This is a genomic window from Pseudomonas sp. USTB-Z, from assembly GCF_019691255.1.
Lineage (GTDB): Bacteria > Pseudomonadota > Gammaproteobacteria > Pseudomonadales > Pseudomonadaceae > Aquipseudomonas > Aquipseudomonas alloputida.
The window spans coordinates 85,741-104,704 of sequence record NZ_JAECZP010000009.1 but is presented as its reverse complement, the minus strand read 5'-3'; the positions used below and the strand labels follow the sequence as shown (position 1 = coordinate 104,704).

Annotated in this window: 19 protein-coding genes; 9 read left to right on the top strand and 10 right to left on the bottom strand. The window is 60.9% G+C overall.

Going from position 1 to position 18,964, the window contains the following annotated elements; all coding sequences use genetic code 11:
- The first annotated feature begins 112 nt into the window (after positions 1-112).
- The 6 genes from I8746_RS12765 (at position 113) to hisF (ending at position 5,085) form a co-directional block, all read left to right on the top strand.
- Complete coding sequence (locus I8746_RS12765) at positions 113-1,774, top strand: OFA family MFS transporter (RefSeq protein ID WP_221100737.1); 1,662 nt, start codon at positions 113-115, stop codon at positions 1,772-1,774.
- A gap of 271 nt (positions 1,775-2,045) precedes the next feature.
- Positions 2,046-2,639 (top strand): imidazoleglycerol-phosphate dehydratase HisB, encoded by a 594-nt coding sequence (hisB, locus tag I8746_RS12760; RefSeq protein ID WP_003255736.1) that lies wholly within the window; start codon positions 2,046-2,048, stop codon positions 2,637-2,639.
- The gene (gene hisH, locus I8746_RS12755) at positions 2,640-3,278 is read left to right on the top strand and encodes an imidazole glycerol phosphate synthase subunit HisH (RefSeq protein WP_221100736.1); all 639 of its coding nucleotides are present in this window, start codon (positions 2,640-2,642) and stop codon (positions 3,276-3,278) included. It begins immediately after the preceding gene.
- The gene (locus I8746_RS12750) at positions 3,279-3,539 is read left to right on the top strand and encodes a DUF2164 domain-containing protein (RefSeq protein ID WP_014755065.1); all 261 of its coding nucleotides are present in this window, start codon (positions 3,279-3,281) and stop codon (positions 3,537-3,539) included.
- A gap of 27 nt (positions 3,540-3,566) precedes the next feature.
- Complete coding sequence (gene hisA, locus I8746_RS12745; RefSeq protein ID WP_014755066.1) at positions 3,567-4,304, top strand: 1-(5-phosphoribosyl)-5-[(5-phosphoribosylamino)methylideneamino]imidazole-4-carboxamide isomerase; 738 nt, start codon at positions 3,567-3,569, stop codon at positions 4,302-4,304.
- Between the two features lie 10 nt (positions 4,305-4,314).
- The gene (hisF, locus tag I8746_RS12740) at positions 4,315-5,085 is read left to right on the top strand and encodes an imidazole glycerol phosphate synthase subunit HisF (protein WP_003255729.1); all 771 of its coding nucleotides are present in this window, start codon (positions 4,315-4,317) and stop codon (positions 5,083-5,085) included.
- A 175-nt stretch (positions 5,086-5,260) separates the two neighbouring features.
- Here hisF and choV read toward each other — a convergent pair whose 3' ends face one another.
- The 3 genes from choV to I8746_RS12725 all read right to left on the bottom strand — a co-directional run bounded on the left by choV (position 5,261) and on the right by I8746_RS12725 (position 8,313).
- Positions 5,261-6,439, bottom strand: coding sequence for a choline ABC transporter ATP-binding protein (gene choV, locus I8746_RS12735; protein WP_003255727.1), 1,179 nt, complete (start codon positions 6,437-6,439; stop codon positions 5,261-5,263).
- The gene (gene choW, locus I8746_RS12730) at positions 6,436-7,284 is read right to left on the bottom strand and encodes a choline ABC transporter permease subunit (protein ID WP_172830946.1); all 849 of its coding nucleotides are present in this window, start codon (positions 7,282-7,284) and stop codon (positions 6,436-6,438) included. The genes choV and choW overlap by 4 nt, the downstream gene beginning before the upstream one ends.
- A gap of 81 nt (positions 7,285-7,365) precedes the next feature.
- Complete coding sequence (locus I8746_RS12725; protein WP_221100735.1) at positions 7,366-8,313, bottom strand: choline ABC transporter substrate-binding protein; 948 nt, start codon at positions 8,311-8,313, stop codon at positions 7,366-7,368.
- A gap of 452 nt (positions 8,314-8,765) precedes the next feature.
- On the opposite strand from I8746_RS12725, the gene I8746_RS12720 reads away from it, so the two are divergent.
- The gene (locus tag I8746_RS12720) at positions 8,766-10,142 is read left to right on the top strand and encodes an L-serine ammonia-lyase (protein WP_003255722.1); all 1,377 of its coding nucleotides are present in this window, start codon (positions 8,766-8,768) and stop codon (positions 10,140-10,142) included.
- 493 nt (positions 10,143-10,635) lie between these two features.
- Complete coding sequence (locus I8746_RS12715; RefSeq protein ID WP_003255719.1) at positions 10,636-11,742, top strand: GlxA family transcriptional regulator; 1,107 nt, start codon at positions 10,636-10,638, stop codon at positions 11,740-11,742.
- Positions 11,743-11,863: 121 nt separating this feature from the next.
- Here I8746_RS12715 and I8746_RS12710 read toward each other — a convergent pair whose 3' ends face one another.
- From I8746_RS12710 to choX, 5 genes are all read right to left on the bottom strand, one after another.
- A complete protein-coding gene (locus I8746_RS12710) occupies positions 11,864-12,121 on the bottom strand; it encodes a hypothetical protein (protein WP_221100734.1) in 258 nt (85 codons plus the stop codon).
- A 796-nt stretch (positions 12,122-12,917) separates the two neighbouring features.
- Positions 12,918-13,388: a thioesterase family protein gene (locus tag I8746_RS12705; protein WP_070096867.1), complete on the bottom strand. Its 471-nt coding sequence runs from the start codon at positions 13,386-13,388 to the stop codon at positions 12,918-12,920.
- 10 nt (positions 13,389-13,398) lie between these two features.
- Complete coding sequence (locus I8746_RS12700; RefSeq protein WP_011953243.1) at positions 13,399-14,364, bottom strand: L-carnitine dehydrogenase; 966 nt, start codon at positions 14,362-14,364, stop codon at positions 13,399-13,401.
- 170 nt (positions 14,365-14,534) lie between these two features.
- Positions 14,535-15,419, bottom strand: coding sequence for a 3-keto-5-aminohexanoate cleavage protein (locus I8746_RS12695; protein WP_003255710.1), 885 nt, complete (start codon positions 15,417-15,419; stop codon positions 14,535-14,537).
- A gap of 123 nt (positions 15,420-15,542) precedes the next feature.
- A complete protein-coding gene (gene choX / locus I8746_RS12690) occupies positions 15,543-16,487 on the bottom strand; it encodes a choline ABC transporter substrate-binding protein (RefSeq protein WP_014589378.1) in 945 nt (314 codons plus the stop codon).
- Between the two features lie 144 nt (positions 16,488-16,631).
- Here choX and I8746_RS12685 point away from each other — a divergent pair, with 144 nt between their 5' ends.
- Complete coding sequence (locus tag I8746_RS12685) at positions 16,632-17,579, top strand: GlxA family transcriptional regulator (protein ID WP_011953245.1); 948 nt, start codon at positions 16,632-16,634, stop codon at positions 17,577-17,579.
- 3 nt (positions 17,580-17,582) lie between these two features.
- Here I8746_RS12685 and I8746_RS12680 read toward each other — a convergent pair whose 3' ends face one another.
- Both I8746_RS12680 and I8746_RS12675 read right to left on the bottom strand, forming a co-directional pair.
- Positions 17,583-18,200, bottom strand: a complete 618-nt coding sequence (locus I8746_RS12680) for a hypothetical protein (RefSeq protein WP_003255706.1) — start codon at positions 18,198-18,200, stop codon at positions 17,583-17,585.
- A gap of 71 nt (positions 18,201-18,271) precedes the next feature.
- On the bottom strand, positions 18,272-18,964 hold the full coding sequence (locus tag I8746_RS12675) for a hypothetical protein (RefSeq protein ID WP_003255705.1): 693 nt from the start codon (positions 18,962-18,964) through the stop codon (positions 18,272-18,274).

The window sequence follows — 18,964 nt, the reverse complement described above, 5'->3', positions numbered from 1 at the left end:
TGACCGATTCAGTCGGGCAAAAATGGACGATGGCAGATTGCTTTCATGCTGCTTGATGCTGCTACCCTTGCGCCGCTTTGCGAGCACCCTCCCTATAACAAGGATCAGATTCATGACCAGTACCGTCGCGACGGGAACCTTGGCCAGTGAGCCAGGCTTCCTGTCGAAGGAACGCATAATCGCCCGCCCGGGCTTCAACCGCTGGCTCGTCCCGCCAGCTGCCCTGGCCATTCACCTGTGCATCGGTATGGCCTACGGCTTCTCGGTATTCTGGCTGCCTTTGTCGCAAGCCCTGGGGATCACCGCCCCCGTTGCCTGTGCGGCAGACATGGGCTTCATGGCCCGGATGTTCAGCGCCGAATGCGACTGGCCAATCTCGATGCTGAGCTGGATCTACACCCTGTTCTTCGTCTTCCTCGGTTGCTCGGCGGCGGTGCTGGGCGGCTGGCTGGAGCACGCCGGCCCGCGCAAGGCTGGCCTGGTGTCGGCCTTGTGCTGGTGCGGTGGCATGCTGCTTTCGGCGATAGGTGTGAAAACCCATCAATTGTGGCTGATGTGGCTTGGCTCCGGCGTGATTGGCGGTATCGGCCTGGGCCTGGGCTACATCTCACCCGTGTCGACCTTGATCAAGTGGTTCCCGGACAAACGCGGTATGGCCACCGGTATGGCGATCATGGGCTTCGGCGGCGGGGCCATGGTCGGGGCGCCGCTGGCCACCGCGCTTATGGGGCATTTTGGCAATGAGCACGAAGTTGGCGTATGGCAGAGCTTTGTCGCCATGGCGGCGATCTACTTTGTGTTCATGACCGCTGGCGCCCTGGCGTATCGCGTACCACCGACTGGCTGGAAGCCTGAAGGCTGGGCTGCGCCGTTGAAGAATGCCGGTAACGCCATGGTCACCGACCGCCACGTGCACGTCAGTGTGGCCTGGAAGACCCCGCAGTTCGCGCTGATCTGGCTGGTGCTGTGCCTGAACGTGTCGGCGGGCATCGGCATTTTGGGCATGGCGTCACCGCTGCTGCAGGAAGTGTTCGCCGGTAAATTACTGGGCAACGAACTGACCTTCAGCCAGCTGAGCACTGCGCAGTTGGCGCAGATTGCCGCGATCGCCGCCGGCTTTACCGGCCTGCTGAGCCTGTTCAACATTGGCGGCCGGTTCTTCTGGGCATCGTTCTCCGACTACATCGGCCGCAAGAACACCTACTTTGCCTTCTTCGCCTTGGGTGTGGGCTTGTACAGCCTGGTGCCGAACATGGGGCACCTGGGCAACGTGGCGCTTTTCGTGGCAGCGTTCTGCATCATCCTGTCGATGTATGGCGGTGGTTTTGCAACGGTGCCGGCCTACCTGGCCGACCTGTTCGGCACGCAGATGGTGGGTGCCATCCATGGCCGCCTGCTGACCGCCTGGGCGGCAGCGGGGGTGCTGGGGCCGGTGCTGATCACCTACCTGCGCGAGTATCAACTGGCAGCGGGCGTGGAGCGGGCGGCGGCTTATGACATGACCTTGTACATTCTCGCGGGTCTGCTGGTGCTGGGCTTTATCTGCAACATGCTGGTGCGCCCGGTGGCCGACAAACATTTCATGAGTGATGCCGAACTGGCGGCCGAGCGTGCGTTGAGCCATGACAAGGGCGTCGATGGGGCGCGGTCGCTGGAGTGGAAGGCGGCGCCAGGCAGCCTGCCACTGGTGCTGCTGGCCTGGGCGGTGGTGGTTGTGCCGTTGGCCTGGGGTGTTTGGGTGACACTGCAGAAGACTGCTGTCCTGTTCCATTGATGTAACTGCATGGGTGCGCTTTGCGCCCCTTTCGCGACGCAAGGCCGCTCCCACAGGGACCGCGTACGCTTCAGGGTTGCGCGGTCCCTGTGGGAGCGGCCTTGTGTCGCGATGGGCTGCAAAGCAGCCCCCATTACGCAGTTGTATAGACCTGTAGCAGCATCCAGCCAGCGTAAAACCTGGCTTTGCCATATGTCATCCGCGTTTCAAGCTGGCGCGTTCTGGGCCTATAATGAAACCCTTTTCGCCCAATGATTTTGCGGAGCTGGTGATGGTCGAACGTAAGGCTTCCGTCGAGCGCAATACCCTGGAAACCCAGGTCAAGTGCTCGATCAACCTCGATGGCAGTGGCAAGGCCCGATTCGATATCGGTGTGCCTTTCCTTGAACACATGCTGGACCAGATCGCCCGCCATGGGCTGATCGATCTGGATATCGAGTGCAAGGGTGACACGCATATCGACGATCACCATACCGTCGAAGACGTCGGCATCACCCTGGGCATGGCATTCGCCCAAGCTATCGGTGACAAGAAAGGTATCTTCCGCTACGGCCACGCCTACGTGCCGCTGGACGAAGCGCTGTCTCGCGTGGTCATCGACTTCTCTGGCCGCCCAGGCCTGCAGATGCACGTGCCGTATACCCGTGCAAGCGTTGGCGGCTTCGATGTCGACCTGTTCCAGGAGTTTTTCCAGGGCTTCGTCAACCACGCCCTGGTAACCCTGCACATCGACAACCTGCGTGGCCACAACACCCACCACCAGATCGAAACCGTATTCAAGGCTTTCGGCCGTGCCCTGCGCATGGCCATCACCCTCGACGAGCGTATGGCCGGGCAGATGCCTTCCACCAAAGGGTGCCTGTAAATGCAAACGGTAGCCGTAATCGACTATGGCATGGGTAACCTGCACTCGGTGGCCAAGGCGCTTGAGCACGTAGGTGCCGGTAAAGTGCTGGTGACCAGCGATGCCTCAGTGATCCGCGAGGCCGACCGTGTGGTGTTCCCGGGCGTGGGCGCGATTCGCGACTGCATGGCCGAAATCCGCCGCCTGGGCTTCGACAGCCTGGTCCGCGAAGTCAGCCAGGACCGCCCGTTCCTCGGCATCTGCGTCGGTATGCAGGCGCTGCTCGAGCACAGTGAGGAAAACAACGGCGTCGACTGCATTGGCCTGTTCCCTGGCCAGGTGCGCTTTTTCGGCAAAGACCTGCAAGAAGAGGGCGAGCACCTGAAGGTGCCGCACATGGGCTGGAACGAAGTCAGCCAGACCATCGACCACCCGCTGTGGCACGACATCCCTGACCGCGCACGTTTCTACTTCGTGCACAGCTACTACATCAATGCCGGCAAGCCGGGCCAGGTGGTGGGACGCGGTCACTATGGCGTCGACTTCGCCTCAGCGCTGGCCGACGGTTCGCGTTTTGCCGTGCAGTTCCACCCGGAGAAGAGCCATACCCATGGCCTGCAGCTGCTGCAGAACTTCATCGCCTGGGACGGGCGCTGGTAAATGAGCAGGTCGAAGACCAAGGCCCCGACCATCACCCTGGCCCCCGAGCAGGAGCGCGAAGCGCTCGACACCTTGAAGCGTTTTCTCGAAGACCGCTTCGAGCTGCAGTTGGGGTCGTTCGAGGTGGCCGAGGTCCTCGAGCTGTTCAGCAAAGAGATTGCACCCCATTACTACAACAGGGCGATTGCCGATGTTCAGCTGCACCTCAAGGAGCGGTTCGAGGGCATCGAAAGCGACCTGTGGGCACTCGAGAAGCCCTGAAACCCAACAAATAGACAGGTTCCCAAGATGCTGATTATCCCCGCTATCGATCTGAAGGACGGTGCTTGCGTGCGCCTGCGCCAGGGCCGCATGGAAGACTCCACGGTATTTTCCGACGACCCGGTGAGCATGGCTGCCAAGTGGGTCGAGGGTGGCTGCCGCCGCCTGCACCTGGTCGACCTCAACGGCGCCTTCGAAGGCCAGCCGGTCAATGGTGAAGTGGTTACCGCCATCGCCAAGCGCTACCCGAACCTGCCGATCCAGATCGGCGGCGGTATCCGTTCGCTGGAAACCATCGAACACTACGTCAAGGCTGGCGTCAGCTACGTGATCATTGGCACCAAGGCCGTCAAGCAGCCCGAGTTCGTTGCTCAAGCGTGCAAAGCCTTCCCGGGCAAGGTCATCGTCGGCCTGGACGCCAAGGACGGTTTCGTCGCCACCGACGGTTGGGCCGAAGTGAGCTCGGTGCAGGTCATCGACCTGGCCAGGCGTTTCGAGGCCGATGGCGTCTCGGCGATCGTCTACACCGACATCGCAAAGGACGGCATGATGCAGGGCTGCAACGTGCCCTTCACCAAGGCACTGGCTGAAGCCACCCGTATCCCGGTGATCGCCTCGGGCGGCATTCACAACCTGGGCGACATCAAGGCGCTGCTGGACGCCAAGGCCCCGGGCATCATCGGCGCCATCACCGGCCGTGCCATCTACGAAGGCACCCTGGATGTCGCTGAGGCCCAGGCCTTCTGTGACAACTACCAAGGCTGAGGACTGAACCATGGCACTGGCCAAGCGCATTATCCCTTGCCTGGACGTGGACAACGGCCGGGTGGTCAAGGGCGTCAAGTTCGAGAACATCCGTGATGCCGGCGACCCGGTGGAAATCGCCCGTCGCTACGACGAGCAAGGTGCTGACGAAATCACCTTTCTCGACATCACTGCCAGCGTCGATGGCCGCGACACCACTTTGCATACCGTCGAGCGCATGGCCAGCCAGGTGTTCATCCCGCTGACGGTAGGGGGTGGCGTGCGGACCGTGCAGGACATCCGCAACCTGCTCAACGCCGGTGCCGACAAGGTCTCGATCAACACCGCCGCGGTGTTCAACCCAGAGTTTGTTGGCGAGGCGGCGGACCGTTTCGGTTCGCAGTGCATCGTTGTCGCCATCGATGCCAAGAAAGTGTCCGGGCCAGGTGAAGCGCCGCGCTGGGAGATTTTCACTCACGGCGGGCGCAAACCGACTGGGCTGGATGCGGTCGAGTGGGCGAAGAAGATGGAAGGCCTGGGCGCTGGCGAGATCCTGCTGACCAGCATGGACCAGGACGGCATGAAGAACGGCTTCGACCTGGGCGTTACCCGCGCTATCAGTGATGCGCTGGGGATTCCGGTGATTGCCTCGGGGGGTGTGGGTAACCTGCAGCACTTGGCTGACGGCATTCTGGAAGGGCATGCCAGCGCGGTGCTGGCGGCCAGCATCTTCCACTTTGGCGAGTACACAGTGCCTGAAGCCAAGGCTTACATGGCTTCGCGCGGGATCGTCGTTCGCTGATCCATTGATCGGGGCTGCTTTGCAGCCCTTCGCGGGCACGCCCGTTCCCACAGAGATCTCAGCAAACCTGGACTGCCCCCAAGAGTTGGATTGGTGTCCAACTTCTTGGGGGCAGTCCACAAACCTGTGGGAGCGGGCGTGCCCGCGAAAGGGCCGCGAAGCGGCCCCAATTGCCTCAACCGTGGTTCTTGCCGAGCAGAGCGTGGTAAAGCTCGGTATCCCCGAGTATCCCCACCACCCTGTCGTTATCCTGCAGCACCAGCTTGTTGCCGGTTTGATAACGAATCTGCAGTGCCTCACGCATGCCGATGTCGGCGTGCACCACGGTCGGCCTGCGCTCCAGCAGCTCCACATCTTGCCCCGGTGCCCATCTCTGCATGTCCAGCCCGTTCTGGCCCTGGCGTGCACGCTTGAGCGCGCCGCCTTCGCCAAGGTCCAGCCACGAATCGATACCTGGGTCCAGGCACACCGAGCCATTGACCCGTTTGCAATTGTCCAGGCTGCGCATCAGGCTGCGCCCGCACAGCACGTTCAGCGGGTTGGTATGGGCGACGAAAGTGCGCACGTATTCGTCGGCCGGGTTCAGCACGATCTCCTCCGGCTTGCTGTACTGGATGATCCGACCGTCTTTCATGATCGCAATGCGGGTACCCAGTTTCAGCGCCTCGTCCAGGTCGTGGCTGACGAACACGATGGTTTTGCTCAACTTGGCCTGCAGGCCAAGCAGCTCATCTTGCAGGCCCTGGCGGATCAGTGGATCCAGGGCCGAGAACGGTTCGTCCATCAGCAAGATGTCGGCATCCATCGCCAGCGCCCGGGCCAGGCCCACGCGCTGCTGCATGCCGCCAGACAGCTCATCCGGCTTCTTGTTGCGCCACTGGGTCAGGCCCACCAGCTCAAGCTTCTCGTCGACCAGCTTGCGCCGTTCCTTTTCCGGGCGACCCTGCATTTCCAGGCCAAAGCTGATGTTCTCGCGCACCGTCAGCCAAGGCATCAGGGCAAACTTCTGGAACACCATGGCAATGCGCTTGGTGCGCATCATCTTCAGCTCGGCCGCGGAGCAATTGGCAATGTCGATGTGCTTGCCTTCGTGCTCGACGAACAACTTGCCACGGCTGACGGTGTTGAGGCCGTTGATGCAGCGCAGCAGGCTCGACTTGCCCGAGCCAGACAAGCCCATCAGCACGCAGATCTCGCCTTTGTTGATATCGAGGTTGGCCTTTTCGACACCCACCACCAGGCCGGTCTGCTTGAGGATCTGCTCGCGGGTCTGGCCTTGGTCCAGCAGCGCCAGTGCCTCGCGCGGCTTGTTGGAGAAGATGACGTCGACGTCTTCGAAACGAATGATGCTCATGCCTCACCCCTTACCGGCAGTTCCGGTTGCTTGCAGATACGGTCGAGCATGATTGCCAGCAGCACGATCGCCAGGCCCGCTTCGAAGCCCAGGGAGATATCGGCGGTGTTCAGTGCGTTGACCACAGGTTTGCCCAGGCCGTCAGCGCCAACCAGGGCGGCAATGACCACCATCGACAGCGACAGCATGATGCATTGAGTGACACCGGCGGCGATGCTTGGCATCGCGTGCGGCAGTTCGATACGGGTAAGCAGTTGACGACGCGAGCAGCCAAAGGCCTTGCCGGCGTCCATCAACTCTTGCGGCACGTCGCAGATGCCCAGGTAGGTCAGGCGAATGGGCGCGGCAATGGCGAACACCACGGTGGAAATCAGCCCCGGCACCACGCCCAGGCCGAACAGGGTCAGGGTAGGGATCAGGTAGACGAAGGTGGGCACCGTCTGCATCAGGTCGAGCACCGGGCGCATGGCGGTATAGAACATCGGCTTGTGCGCGGCGAGGATGCCCAGTGGCACGCCGATCACCACACATACCACCGTGGCGAAGGTGACCTGCGCCAGGGTTTCCATGGTTTCCTGCCAGTATCCCAGGTTGAGGATCAGCAGGAACGACAGGGCGACAAATGCGGTCAGGGCCCACTTGCGCTGGATGAAGTGCGCCAGGGCGGCGAACAGGGCGATAAGCACGAACGGGTTGAAGAAAGTCAGGGCGCTGGTGACGCCATGGATCATGAACTCCAGGCCTTGCGCGATGGCGTCGAAGTAATTCGCGCCGTTCTGGGTCAGCCATTCGACGAACGACGCGATGTACTGGCCCAGGGGTATTTTCTGATCGATAAGCATGATAGCGAGCTTCCACCTGCATAGATTGAAATCAACCCGGGGCAGGCACGGTCCTGCCCCGAGGTAGCGCTACTGCGTAGTTCGTTATTGCGTAAGCTTGGCCTTGACCGCCTCCAGGCCTGGTTTGCCATCAACGGTGGTAACGCCGGCCAGCCAGGCATCCAGCTTGCCTGGGTTGTCCTTGATCCATTTCTTGGCGGCGGCCTCGGGTTTCATCTTGTCGTCCAGGACATAGCCCATCATGGTGCTTTCATCCTTGAGCTCGAACGACAGATTCTTAAGCAGTTGGCCAACGTTGCTGCATTCCTGCGTGTATCCTTTGCGGGTGTTTGTCAGCACGGTCGCCTTGCCGAAGTCGGGGCCGAAGAAGTCGTCCCCGCCGGTCAGGTACTGCATCTTGAAGCGGGTGTTCATCGGGTGTGGCTCCCAGCCCAGGAACACCAATGCCTCGCCGCGTTTCTGCGCGCGGTCAACTTGCGACAGCATGCCCGCCTCGCTGGACTGCACGATCTTGAAACCGGCGTCCTTCAAGCCAAAGGCGTTTTTGTCGATCATGCTCTGGATGGTGCGGTTACCGTCGTTACCCGGTTCGATGCCGTAGATCTTGCCGTCCAGTTCCTTCTCGAACTTGGGTATGTCGCTGAAATCCTTCAGGCCCTTGTCGTACAGCGCCTGGGGGACTGCCAGGGTGTACTTGGCGTTCTCCAGGTTGGCGCGCACGGTTTCTACCGTGCCGGCGTCGCGGTACTGCTTGATGTCGTTCTCCATGGTCGGCATCCAGTTGCCGAGAAACACGTCCAGGTCCTTGCCGGTGGCCAGCGACTTGTAGGTCACCGGTACCGAGATCATGGTGGTGCGGGTCTTGTAACCCAGTGCTTCGAGCACAACGCTGGTGGTCGCGGTCGTGACTGTGATGTCGGTCCAGCCGACATCGGAGAAGCGTACAGTCTGACATTGCTCGGGTTCGGCTGCTTGGGCCAGCAATGGCGCGGACAGCAACGCAACCAGTAACAGCGAGGGTGAACCTTTCATGGATGGACTCCTGAGATATTGTCTTCGGGTTCGCGTGGGTCGCCGGGCTTTCTGAGGGTCCGGTCGACCAGGCCTGCAGAGGGCAGGATGCGTGGCCGTGCTTTACGAGTCGCTTTCGATAATCCTCCAGCTCCGGGCAATCGCCTACTGGTTGGGTCGTATCCAGTACGGAACGGGTCGTATCCAGTATGGGCGATGTCGCTTATGGATTTTTCCACCCCCTCGCGCGCATTTTTGCGTCACCAGGCCGCTGGAAAACGGCGCGGTGGGCGCAGTTTCTGGTTGAGAACAGCGCGGCGCTGCTGGACAAAAGTACGTCGGTTGCAGACGGCGAGGTGGGCGGTAAAAGCCCGATGATGCTGGCATTCAAGGCGGCCCGCTGTTTGAGCCTAGCAGCTACCCCGCCCTGCGCATGGCGCGCAGAGACAAGCCCAGCAAGAGGTGATTCGACAATGGCCATCAGCGTGTTCGACCTGTTCAAGATCGGTGTCGGGCCCTCCAGCTCCCACACCGTCGGCCCCATGCGTGCTGGCGCCCTGTTCGTTCAGGGCCTGCGCGAACGCGGTGAGCTGGAGCGTGTAAAACGGATCGAAGTGCGCCTGTATGGCTCGCTGTCGGCCACCGGTATTGGTCATGGCACCGACAACGCCACCATCATGGGCCTGATGGGCGAGTGGCCGGACGCCATTGACCCGACCCAGATCGTGCCGCGTATCGCTGACCTGCGCGAAACCAACACCCTGCAGCTGGATAGCCGCTTGCCTGTCGAGTTCGTCTGGGCCCGCGACATGCTGCTGCTGGACGAGAACTTGCCGTATCACCCCAACGCCATGACCCTGATTGCCGAAGGCGAGCAGGGTGAGTTGCACCGCGACACCTATTACTCGGTGGGCGGCGGCTTTGTGGTCGATGCAGCCCAAGCCGCCAGCGGTGTGCTGGATGCTGACCAGACAGTGTTGCCGTACGACTTCAACAGCGCCGCCGAACTGCTGCGCCTGTGCAAGCAAAACGACCTCAGCGTGTCGCAATTGATGATGGCCAACGAGAAGGTCTGGCGCAGCGAGGAAGACATCCGCGCTGGCCTGCACAAGCTCTGGGAAGCCATGCAGGAATGCGTCAACAACGGCCTCAAGTACGAGGGCACGCTACCCGGCGGGCTGAACGTGCGCCGCCGTGCCGCCAAGCTGCACCGCAGCCTGCAGGAAATCGGCAAGCCCAACGTGATCGGCTCGACCATGAGTGCCATGGAATGGGTCAACCTGTTCGCCTTGGCGGTCAATGAAGAAAACGCCGCCGGCGGGCGCATGGTGACCGCGCCTACCAACGGCGCGGCAGGCATCATCCCGGCGGTGCTGCATTACTACATGCGATTCAGCGATGCGGTGGATGAGTCCAGCGTTGTCGATTACTTCCTGGCTGCCGCCGCTGTGGGCATCCTGTGCAAGAAGAACGCTTCGATCTCCGGTGCCGAAGTGGGTTGCCAGGGGGAAGTCGGCTCGGCCTGCGCGATGGCCGCAGCGGGGCTTGCCGAAGTGCTCGGCGCCACCCCGCCCCAGGTTGAGAACGCCGCTGAAATTGCCCTGGAACACAACCTCGGCCTGACCTGCGACCCCGTTGGCGGGTTGGTGCAAGTGCCCTGCATCGAGCGCAACGCGATTGCTGCGGTGAAGGCCATCAACGCGGTGCAGATGGCCTTGCGCGGCGATGGTGAGCACTTCATTTCCCTCGACCAGGTAATCCGCACCATGCGCGATACCGGGGCCGATATGCACGACAAGTACAAAGAGACCTCGCGCGGCGGCCTGGCGGTCAGCGCTATCGAGTGCTGATTTCCTGAACTGACCTTCTGGGCCTCTTCGCGGGCAAGCCCGCTCCTACAGGAACTGTGCAATCCCTGTAGGAGCGGGCTTGCCCGCGAAGAGGCCCTTGAGGCTGATGCAGGTGCAACACAACCGCCAATGCCTCTTTATGGTGCGGCGCCACGCTACCGATCGTCGGATGTCGCGATCAGTGTGAGGGTTGTCGGTGACACTTAAAGGTGTCGCTTCTGGGAAACCCACGCGGCGCGTGTCACTAAACTGCTCAACCGTTACAGGCAACGCGCTAGCTCGCCTGTTCTGGACGACTGGCCAACACGATGCAAGCACTTGAATTGCCCCATAAAGGCGTCGTTTTCAGGTTTTTTTGGATGGCCGTTCAAGTTTAGGCACGGCGTTTGCGTTGAGATTGGCAAGCCTACCCCCGGAAAATGACCGAGGGGTCATAACAAGAAGTAAGTGCCCGCCTGAGGCACACCCTGCATTTGTGTGAGGAGAAATCGCGATGACGTCGTACACCTCCGGGAATCCAACCCAGAACCGCACAGCACCCCAGTCCATCGGGTTTCTTCTATTGGACAATTTCACCCTGATTTCCCTGGCATCGGCGGTCGAGCCGCTGCGCATGGCCAACCAGCTGTCTGGCCGTGAGCTGTATCGTTGGCACACGCTGACCATCGATGGCGGCCAGGTGTGGGCAAGCGATGGTCTGCAAATCACACCGGATGCCGCCATCAGCAATGCTCCGCCTATCGACACCGTGATTGTCTGTGGTGGTGTTGGCATCCAGCGTTCCGTCACCCGTGAACACGTCACCTGGCTGCAAGCCCAGGCCCGTCAGTCGCGCAGGTTGGGTGCCGTGTGCACCGGCAGTTGGGCACTGGCCTGCGCTGGCCTGCTCGACGGCTTCGATTGCAGCGTGCACTGGGAATGCCTGGCCGCAATGCAGGAAGCCTTCCCGCGGGTGAACATGAGCACCCGCCTGTTCACCCTTGACCGCAACCGCTTCACCAGCTCCGGTGGCACCGCGCCGCTGGACATGATGCTGCACCTGATCAGCCGTGATCACGGCCGCGAGCTGTCGGCGGCGATCTCCGAGATGTTCGTCTACGAGCGTATTCGCAACGAGCAGGACCACCAGCGTGTGCCGCTCAAGCACATGCTTGGCACCAACCAGCCGAAGTTGCAGGAAATCGTCGCGTTGATGGAGGCCAATCTGGAGGAACCGATCGACCTGGACGAACTGGCGGTCTATGTGGCGGTTTCGCGGCGTCAGCTGGAGCGCCTGTTCCAGAAGTACCTGCACTGCTCACCTTCGCGCTACTACCTGAAGTTGCGCCTGATCCGTGCGCGGCAGTTGCTGAAGCAGACGCCGATGTCGATCATCGAAGTGGCATCGGTGTGCGGCTTCGTGTCGACCCCGCACTTCTCCAAGTGCTATCGCGAGTACTTCGGTATTCCGCCGCGTGACGAGCGCGTGGGCTCCAACACCGCGCAGCAGGTGGCCATGATGCCGATTCCGCAGGCCATGACCCTGTCGCCGCACAGCGGGCCGATGGCGGCCCTGAGCCAGGCACGCAACGAGTCGACATTTGCCAGTGTAAGGCTCTGAGACCGCGCCGACCTCTTCGCGGGCACGCCCGCTCCCACAGGTCACACCCGCTGAGCTTGAGCCAGCGGTGACCTGTGGGGGCGGGCTTGTTCCGCGAAGGGGCCGGTCCTGGGTAAATGAATTACGCGCGTTTGTTGAACTGCGCCAATGCCGGCAACAGTTGCTTGTCGATGGCCTGGCGAACTGCCGGCAGGATCGTCGCACTGCCGGTGTACATCTGCTCCACCATCCCCTTCAGCGCCCGCGCATTGGGCTCGGTCAGCCCACGAACCACCGCTTCACACGCCTGTTCGGCGCTGGCCCCGGCCGGAATATCGAAACCGTGCGCGCGCAAATGGCCGGCGAGGTCGTCCTGATCAATCAAATCCGCATGCATCATGGCTGTTGTCCCTTTTATCGCTAAGAGAGTGCTGCTGTGATTTACGACCGATTCTGTGACGTGTGCGACAGCCTCGCAAGGACAGAATGCCGCCATGGCTGCTTTGGCTAAGAACAGGTCGTTTACGACTAAATCCCCTGCCAGGCAAGCACGCACACTGAAGCCATTCACGGTACAGAGGGTTTGGTCACCCTCGCTCACGCACAGTGGATGTTGCTCGCTCTTGGCCCCGGTAGCTCACGGCTTTCCGGGGTTATTTTTTTGCAACTGTTATTTATGTCAGTTGTTGAGAATCGATGCATATAGACTGGAAAAATCAAAGTTTGGCTTATTGGATGCAATGTTTATTTTTGTGAGGTGCACAGCCTCGGAGCACACAGACTGTTGGGGATATTCGTGTCGATGCCACTAGGGGCTAAGGTTCCTTTCGAACGTCAGAAGGTGCGCGAGCCGACCTGGTAACAATGTTTTCGACGTTTAGAATTTACTGTGGTATCGCGAAAACGCCAGCGTCCCTGGGGACGGCTTTCTCGGCCATTAGTTGCTTTGGTGCGTTAACCCACAAATTAGGGCATAACATGGGGACCTCGCATAGCGACGAGGATCCAAGCATATAGCGCCAAATTTCCATACGCAGATGCGGACGTCGCAGTGCGCCATACCCTATCACTCAACCCGCAGCTGCAGAATCAAGGGGTTCCGATAGGTACGGCGGATAAGAATGATGTGGCGCGAACTTTCAAGGCGCCATGGCGCTTCCTAGATTTGGAAACCCTGGCGCCCGCTCTCTGATCACTCAAGAGGGAAGTTTTATGGTACGCCCCATGTATTGCGGCGCCGGCGCCCCCTCCTGTTGCTCTACCAAGTGGTTCAATTGGCAAACAGTCGTGTGCCCAAAAGGCGCTGACTTCGGCCCCGCCAGGTCCACGTGCAGTAACATCTGCTCGCTCGCCGCCAGGACCTCGTCGAACCCTGCCCGGTGCAGGCTGTGATACACGTGAAGACGCTTGCGATCAAAACCGATGATCTGCGTCTGCACCCACACCTCGGTACCCAGCTTCACCTCGTGCAGATAATTGATGTGCGCCTCCAGCGTGAACAGCGAATTACCGCTTTGCCCGCGGCTGTCGGCGTCCAGGCCAATGCGCTCCATCAGGGCATCGGTCGCGTAGCTGAAGATCAGCAGGTAGAAGGCATCCCGCAGGTGCCCGTTGTAATCGACCCAGTCCTCCTGGACCGTGGTGCGGTAGGTGATCAGAGCAGGCATCTTGGCCTCCTTAATCGCTGAACGACAGGCCGTGGCTGGCCTTGCTGGTTTTCACCGCTTCGAGCACCGCCAACAAGGTATCGTCACGGTAGCGTTCCAGTGCGGCGATGCTGCGCTCGCCCTGTTGCTCAGAGGTGCCGCTCACTACATCGTCGATCAGCTTGTCGGTCAGTTCCGGTGCTGGCAGGTATGTCCAGGGCAGCTTCAGGGCGGGGCCGAACTGTGACATGAAGTGGCGCATGCCGGCATCGCCACCGGCCAGGGTATAGGTAAGGAATGTGCCCATGAACGACCAGCGCAAGCCTGCGCCGAAGCGGATCGCGTCGTCGATTTCGCCCGTGGTGGCAACGCCGTCGTTGACCAGGTGCAAGGCTTCGCGCCAGAGCGCTTCGAGCAGGCGGTCGGCGATGAAGCCTGGCACTTCCTTGCGCACATGCAGTGGGCGCATGCCGAGGGCGGTGTAGATGGTTTTGGCAGCTTCAATGGCCTCGGGTGAGGTGCGGCTGCCGCCGACGATCTCGACCAGCGGCAACAGGTATACCGGGTTGAACGGGTGGCCGACAACGCAGCGCTCAGGGTGAGTGGACGACTCGTAGAACTCGCTGGGCAGCAGGCCCGAAGTGCTTGAGCCGATGATTGCGTCAGGCTTGGCTGCGGCGCTGATTTTGGCGTGCAGGTCGAGCTTGAGGTCCAGGCGCTCTGGGGCGCTTTCCTGGATGAAATCGGCGTTGCGCACGCACTCCTCGATGGTCGCCACGAATTTCAGGCGGTCTTGCGATGCGCCGAGTGCCAGGCCCTGTTTTTCCAGTGCCGGCCAGGCGTTGGCGACACGTTTTCGCAGTGCCTGTTCGGCGCCGGGCGCCGGATCCCAGGCCACCACGTCCAGGCCATGGGCCAGGGCGCGGGCAACCCAGCCGCTGCCGATCACACCGCTACCCAGGGCGGCGAAGGTTTTGATTTCAGTGATAAAGGGCATAGCTAGTCCTCAGGGTAAAACACAGTCATCAGGGTTAATGGCTAACCCTGTGGGAGCGGGCTTGCCCGCGAACACCGGCGCGGCCGGTGCCATCCATCCATCGCGTTGCCTGCTTCGCGGGCACGCCCGCTCCCACAGGGTCTTCGGCACATTTGCGATCGTTGAAAGGATCAGCGGCGCTTGAGGTTCATTTTTTCCCGACCTTCTGCCGGGCTGAGCACGCGGCCACCCATGCGGGTGATGATCTCGCTTGCGCGTTCCACCAGTTGGCCATTGCTGGCCAGCACGCCACGGTCCAGATACAAGTTGTCTTCCAGGCCCACCCGCACATTCCCGCCGAGCAACACGGCCTGCGCGGCCATGGGCATCTGCATGCGGCCGATGCCGAAGCCGGCCCAAGTGACGTTGGCAGGCAGGTTGTCGACCATGGCCTTCATGGTGGTGGTGTCGGCCGGTGCGCCCCACGGGATGCCCAGGCACAGCTGGAACAACGGGTCTTCAAGCAGGCCTTCCTTCATCATTTGCTTGGCGAACCACAGGTGGCCGGTGTCGAAGATTTCCAGCTCGGCCTTCACCCCCAGTTCGGTAATGCGTTTGGCACCGGCGCGCAGTTGGGCCGGGGTGGACACGTAGATCGAGTTGCCATCGCCGAAGTTGAGGGTGCCGCAGTCGAGGGTGCAGATTTCCGGCAACAGTGCTTCGACATGGGCCAGGCGCTCCAGCGGGCCGATCAGGTCGGTGCCCGGGCCGAACGCCAGCGGCGTTTCACCCGGGCCGATTTCCAGGTCGCCGCCCATGCCGGCGGTGAGGTTGACGATGATGTCCACGTCGGCTTCGCGGATACGCTCCATGACTTCGCGGTAGAGGTTTACATCACGGCTGAAACGGCCGGTCTGTGGGTCGCGGACGTGGCAGTGGACCACGGTGGCGCCGGCCTTGGCGGCCTCTACGGCGGATTCGGCGATCTGTTTGGGCGTGACCGGGACCAGGTGGCTTTTCGAGGCGGTGTCGCCGGCGCCGGTGAGGGCGCAGGTGATGATGACGTCGTGGTTCATGGTGCAGTTCCTTGTGATGTCGGTGTTGGCTTTTTCGCGGGCATGCCCGTTCCCACAGGATCAATGTGATCCCGAGTGTGGCGCTGTACCTGTGGGAGCGGGCGTGCCCGCGAAAGGGCCCTGTCAGTTGGCGGTAAGCTTGAGGTTGTCCGCGGCCGGCTTGCCATCGAAGGTGGTCACACCCTCAAGCCAGCGCGCCTTGTCCTCGGGGTGGTCCTTGAGCCACTGGCGGGCCGATTCCAGCGCGTCTTTGTGGTCAAGCAGTGGCTGCATCATGCGGCTCTCGTCCTCGGCGCTGAACTTCAGGTTGGCCAGCAGGCGGTGGGCATTGGGGCAGCGTTCGGCGTAGTCCGGCGCCGTCACTGTCCACACCGTCGCACGGCCTTCGTCAGGGCCGAGTGCATCCTGGCTGTCACCCAGGTAGGCCATGTCGATGTTCACGTTCATCGGGTGCGGCGCCCAACCGAAGAACACCACGGCCTCCTTGCGCCGCACCGCGCGGTCGACGGCGGCGAGCATGCCGGCCTCGCTGGACTCGACCAGCTGGAACTTGCCCAAGTCGAACTGGTTCTTGGTGATCATCGCTTTGATCTGCGTATTGGCACCGGAACCCGGTTCGATGCCATAGATCTTGCCGCCCAGCTCTTTCTCGAACTTGTGGATGTCGGCGAAGGTCTTCAGGCCCTTGTCGTAGAGGTATTTCGGCACGGCCAAGGTGGCGCGCGCGTCCTCCAGGCTTGGCTTGTCCAGCACCTTGACCTGGTTGGCATCGACGAACGGGGTAATGGTCTGGGTCATGATCGGGTTCCAGTAACCCAGGAACATGTCCAGGCGTTTGTCGCGTATGCCGGCGAAGATGATCTGTTGCGAGGCACTGGTCTGTTTGGTCTGGTACCCCAGGCCGTCGAGCAGTACCTGGGCCATGGCGCTGGTGGCAATGACGTCGGTCCAGTTGACCACGCCCAGGCGCACGTTTTTGCAGGCGGCGGGCTCGGCGGCGAAAAGCGGGGTGGCGACGATGCTGCTCAGGGCAAGGGGCAACAGGCTGCGGCGGATCAAGCTGTGCATGGTGGCTCTCCATCGGCAGTGCATATTGTTATTGAGGGCGGCCTCTGCGGACCGTGTGAATACGCTACGCTGGCGCTACCTTGCCCAAGCGCACGCTAGCGACAGGAATTAGCACCGGGGCGACCAGTTTCTGTGGAGGAGGGGATGATGGAGACGATTGCCTTTCTGTTGGTGCCCGGCTTTTCTGCCATGGGGTTCATTTCGGCGGTGGAGCCACTGCGGGTGGCCAATCGTTTTGGCGGGCAGTTGTACCGGTGGCAGGTGCTTAGCCTGGACGGTGAGGCGGTGCTGGCGAGCAATGGCATGTCGATCAATGCCGATGCCGCCCTGGGGGAAGGAGAGCCGGCCAACATCCTGCTGGTGGTTGCGGGCTTTGAGCCACTGGCCAATGTCGCACCCAAACTGCTGCATGCGCTGCGCCGGCTCAACCACGAAGCTGTCATGCTCGGTGGCATCGACACGGGCGCGATGGTGCTGGCCGAGGCAGGGCTGCTCGAGGGCTACCGGGCGACATTGCATTGGGAGGCGCTTGAGGCATTCAAGGAACGCTATCCAGGCCTTCAAGCCACCCAGGAGCTGTTCGAAATTGACCGCAGCCGCATCACCTGCGCTGGCGGAACCGCCTCGATCGATTTGATGCTGCACCTGATTGCCCAGTCTCACGGCAGCGAACTGGCGGTCAAGGTGTCGGAGCAGTTCGTGCTGGGTCGTATCCGTCAGCGCCAGGACCACCAGCGCATGCAGATCGGTGCGCGTTATGGCATCAGCAACAAGAAGCTGGTCCATGCCATTGGCGAAATGGAAAAACACATCGAGCCACCGTTGAGTACGCTGGAACTGGCTGCCGCGATCAAGGTGACACGGCGTCAACTGGAGCGTTTGTTTCGCATGCACCTTGATGCAACCCCGAGCGGTTTCTATCTCGGGTTACGGCTGGACAAGGCGCGCCAGCTGTTGGCCCAGACCGACATGTCGGTGACTGAAGTCAGCCTTGCGTGCGGGTTTGAACTGCCATCCTATTTCACGCGGCGCTACAAGCTGAGGTTTGGACGGTGCCCGCGGGAGGAGCGACGGCCTAGCGGTACAAAGTAAGCTTCAATCCAGTTCACGCTCGAGAATGGCCCTTAGCTTTTCGCGATTCCTTGCTTGCAGATCTTTGCGAAGCGGGGCGAAATCCGCTGCATTGAAGCGTGCACCCAGATGGTCAAATATCAGGTTCAACTTTCTGGTGGGCTCGACCGGGTCGGTAACGCAGTAGGCATAAAACAGGATCGCAACCGGGACCTGGTCCCCTTCATGGTCCATTTCGATACTGAGATGTGAAGAGGCGTTCATGACGGTGAAGGTACGCGTACCGGCCGACTGCAGAGCGGCTTGAACATTTTCTTCGAGGCTCTTGAACCAAGGTCCTTTCTCGCGGGGCGGGGGTAGATAGCCACTGTAAACATCGCTTAATGCAAGCAAGTGTGGCTCATACACGATGGTTTTATGAGTGTGTTCGAACAGGGTGAATTTCAATGATTGCAAGGTGGCGAGAGCGACAGTGAACCATTGCTGAGGCTGGGTCTCCATCGAGAATTTTTCATTGGCCACTGCTTGTGAATAACGCAGGCATAGCTGCAAGTCTTCCCATGTCTCAAGTGTCAGCCAGGGCGCAGGCTTGATGCTTAGCCGCTCCTCGAATACACGGGTATCCAGGTTCGTATCGCCCATGTGGCATTGCTCCTTGATGGATGCAGATGACCAGAACCGGGTACCAGAGAGCTGGTACCCGGTCTCGCTAATCAGATAGCGAGAAACGCGGCGATGTCGCCTTTTATCTTCTCATTCACAAGATCACGTGCAGCGTCGAAGTGACGAACGCTGAACGTGCCTTGTTGCGAAGCGCGATAAACGCGGGTAGAGGTCTTGTCGACCTTGCGGGTCAGGGCGCCTTCACGCTCGACTTTCGAGTCGTAGCTGGCCTGGAAGCTGGTCATGTGCATCGCCGGCAGGCCTTGTGGCGTCATTTCGCACTGGGCGACCACGAAGTTGCTCGATTTGCCGGATTCACTATGGCTGTGCTTTTCCAGGTGCGCCTTGACTTCCGGCTTCTGCACGACAATTTGCAGAACACGCCTGGCGCAGGCGGCGCGACGAGGGTCCGCGGAGACGCTGATGGTGACGGACTTGGTAATCAGCTCTGCCAGGGTCAGGTTGTCCTCATCAATGGCATCTTCGGCATGTGCTGCGCCCGTCATGGTCCAGCCAAACTTGATCAGGCCATCGTTGTAGAAGTTGTACCACTCGCGCTGCTGGGTCTCCTTGTCGAACTTCTTGTTGGCCAGTTCGGTCATCAAACGCATGCCGGCCAGGATGTCTTCTGCAATGTTGGCAGGGACATTGTCAGCGAAGACGCAGATGGTCTGGCCGGTAGCGGCTACGCGCTCTTGACCCTCTTTGCGGATTTTTTCCATTTCAACTTTGATGTCAGCCAC